This is a genomic window from Campylobacter sp. FU_520 (genome assembly GCF_025772385.1).
GTDB lineage: Bacteria > Campylobacterota > Campylobacteria > Campylobacterales > Campylobacteraceae > Campylobacter_D > Campylobacter_D lari_C.
In genome coordinates this window covers 1-3210 of the sequence record NZ_JAKMRZ010000033.1, presented here as the reverse complement: position 1 = coordinate 3210, position 3210 = coordinate 1, and the positions used below count along the sequence as shown (strand labels likewise).

The following is a 3210-nucleotide window of genomic DNA, read 5'->3' as shown; positions in this document are numbered from 1 at the left end:
GATCCTCTTGTATCGTTGCCACACCATGATCACAAAACTTCCATTAGCTCTAAAACTATAGGAGTATACGAACAAGGATACAATGAACTAACTTTATCCAACTTAAAAGATAAAGAACAAATCTATCTAAAAGCAGAAAGAGACTATGATGAATTGGTTCAGCACAACTTTACTCAAAGAATTTTAAATGATAAAGATTCTATGGTGGATGGGATTTATAATGAAAGAATTAAAAAAGTTCATACGCAAACTATAGATTTAGCTAAAAATGTCAATGTTGGTGCTGAGTATCTAATAAATGTAGGTTTATCTAAAGACACCATAGTTGGACTATCTAACACTTTAAATGTAGGAGTAGACAACAAGTTAAGAGTAGCTAAAAATTCAAGTGAATATATAGGAGAAAATAAAGACACTGAAATATGTGCAAACAAAAATACCATTATACATAAAGATGAAACTAGAAATGTTAAAGGAAACAAAAAAGAAATTATAGAAGGTTATTACAATATAAATACAAGCAATAAAATACAAGTCTTGAGCGAAAAAGAGATAGATTGTAAAAGTAAAGACAATATTCTTTTTACAAGCAATGAATCCATGGGATTTGAAAGCGATAAAAATACAAGTATGGTGGCTAATAATATCACTACCTATGCAAAAACAGCTCATTATCTAAAGGCTGATAGTGAGGCAACTATACAAGTAGGAGAAACATTGATTAATGCTAAACCAGATTGTGTTATCATTAAAGCAGGTGGAGTAGAAGTAGTGATAGATTCTAAGGGTCTTGTTGTTAAAGGTGGAGAAATTAAAGCAGAGTAAATATATAGTATTTATTTGAAAATAAATACTATATTTTAAAAATTTGAGAATGCCAAATATTAGTAATACAATAAATAGTATAAAAAATATCATTATGATTTTTATAGAAAATTTTATAAACTATTTTTAAAATACCAAGGAATATAAATGAAAAAACCTTTTTATAAACTTAAAAGATTTTATATACCCTGTATTATATTAATCATAATACTTGCCGTGCTTGCAAAATTACTTTATTCTCCTTTATATACGATTTATTGGGGAATGTATCATTTTCCTAAAAAAGAACAAGAATTTAGAATTTTTGAAAAAATGACTTTAAATCCAAGTCCTAAAGATATGATTAAAATTGTAGATGATTATCAGCCTAAACTAGAAGACTTTAGAGATTTAAATACAAAAATGCAAAAGGCTATTTTTGATTTTAAGGTGGCTAAATTATTTGGATTTGAGGATAGGTACTTTGAAGTTTCTCTTAAAAGCTACATTAGTCTTTTCATTTTTCTACATGGCAAAGAACATACTTATTTTAATTATCTTAATTTCATAAGCGATTTAAATTCAAATGAGAAACAAAAATACCTAAACTTAAGAGCCTCTACTAAAGATTTAGAAAAACAAATTTTTGAAGAAAAACTTAAATTTATAAAGCACTATGAAGAATTTTATGATTATTTAGATAGCATAGGCTATTTGAATAAGGGTTCTTGGTATAAAACTATGGCAATCTATCCAAAAATAACAATTCGAGGTCTTCTTTTATTTCATAACAATCAATTGTGTTCTTCTAAGGATACAAATTTCATATTTCAAAACATGAAAGAAAACTATAATATATTTAATAATTTAGATCCAAATAGCTCAAAACTTCTCGATAAGACACTCGGAAAAGAATGGAAAGATTACCGCAAAAATGTATCAATCTTTATAGAAGATACAATAAACAAAATCCAAAAGGCCTTAGATGAATGCAAATGAAAATAATACTAGTATTCATAATGAAAACAATACTACTATTAACATTAAAGAAAGTATAAAAGAAGCTCTAAGAGAAGGACAAGAGGTTATAGAAATTAGTAGAGAAGGAATAGGAAAAGCAAGTAATACTTTCGATTTTTTTAGCAGTGGCTTCAACCTTTCCCCCAACTCTCCCACTAAAGAAACCCTACAACCTTATATTCAAAAAGTTCAAGTTATTACAGATAAAGTGGATAACAAACTAAAAATTACTGAATATACCTTAGAGTATATTAACAATGGCGATATAACTAAAGTTTTAGTAAAACTAGGAGAAGAAGTTATACAAGATTTTGTTTTAAAAAAAGGCTTAGATATTTCTAAAGAAATAGCACTTATCTTGTTTAGAGGAAAAATTATTTTTGGTATAATTATTTTTGCTGGAGGAAGTGTTATATCTTACTATTTTTCTGAAAACATTAAAGAATTAGCAAAAAAACTGCTAATAAATACTCAAGATTTGCTTAATAAAATCGCAGATAAAATTAAACCTCCTGTTGTATGCCCTAGTAATTCTATAACACCTAATGGTCAATGTATTGATCATCCAAATGATTTTTTTCAAAAACTAATCAATCCTTTCTCCCTCTTCACTCCACGCCCCTACCCTAGCTATTCAAAACAATACAAACTTGCTCTAGCAAAGAAAAAAGAACTTATAACTAAAACAAGTATAGCTTCTACAACTTACAATTTTATAGATGAAGAATATTTAAAAAACATACAAGATTTAAAAGAACAAGAAAAAATCATTGAACAAGAAGAACAAAAATATCAATTTGATTTAAAACTTTATACAGAAGACAATAAAATAAAAAATGAAATTTTTAATTCTTTATTTAAATCTTTAAATGAAAAGCTAAGCTTTCAATTAAAACAAGAAAGAAATACTTTTTTAAATTCCAATCAAAGCTTAAGTATTATTGCTAATAAACAATACCTACTAAAGACTTTAAACTTGCAAGATATCAACAACATCAACATCGATTCAAAACCCTATTTATTAAAAGCTTTATATTTTTGTGAAGATTATGTTTTATATGATAAAGATAAGCAAGCTTTATTTGATGAAAACACAATAAAAGAATTAGAATTTAACTCTAGTTTTTATACTATCTTTATCTCTCATAAAAACAAACTAAACGATACTTATTTAAATGCAAGAAAAGAACTTTATAAAAGTATTGATGAATTTAAAAGACTTGGTTTTAAAGATTTAGAACATGCTTATCAAACTTATATGAGTTCTTTTATTATCAATGAAGAATTAAATAACAAAGATAAAACAATCAATAAAAATGAAAATAAAGAAATAAATAAAAACTTAAATCAAAAAAGTAATATAAAAGAAAGTATAAATTTCAAAGA

Annotated in this window: 2 protein-coding genes and 1 pseudogene; all 3 read left to right on the top strand. The window is 25.8% G+C overall.

The annotated features are described in order from the left end of the window. Positions 1–825, top strand: an 825-nt coding sequence (locus L8W55_RS07815; protein WP_318529812.1) for a bacteriophage T4 gp5 trimerisation domain-containing protein, incomplete at its 5' end; no start/stop codon positions are given. A 147-nt stretch (positions 826–972) separates the two neighbouring features. Then, positions 973–1803, top strand: coding sequence for a hypothetical protein (locus L8W55_RS07810; protein ID WP_044598836.1), 831 nt, complete (start codon positions 973–975; stop codon positions 1801–1803). Next, positions 1790–3210: pseudogene (locus L8W55_RS07805) on the top strand (hypothetical protein); the annotation flags it as partial. The gene L8W55_RS07810 and the pseudogene L8W55_RS07805, both read left to right, overlap by 14 nt.

Coding starts and splice junctions, on each gene's coding strand:
- L8W55_RS07810 (WP_044598836.1), top strand. CDS start 973: ATGAAAAAACCTTTTTATAAACTTAAAAGATTTTATATACCCTGTATT.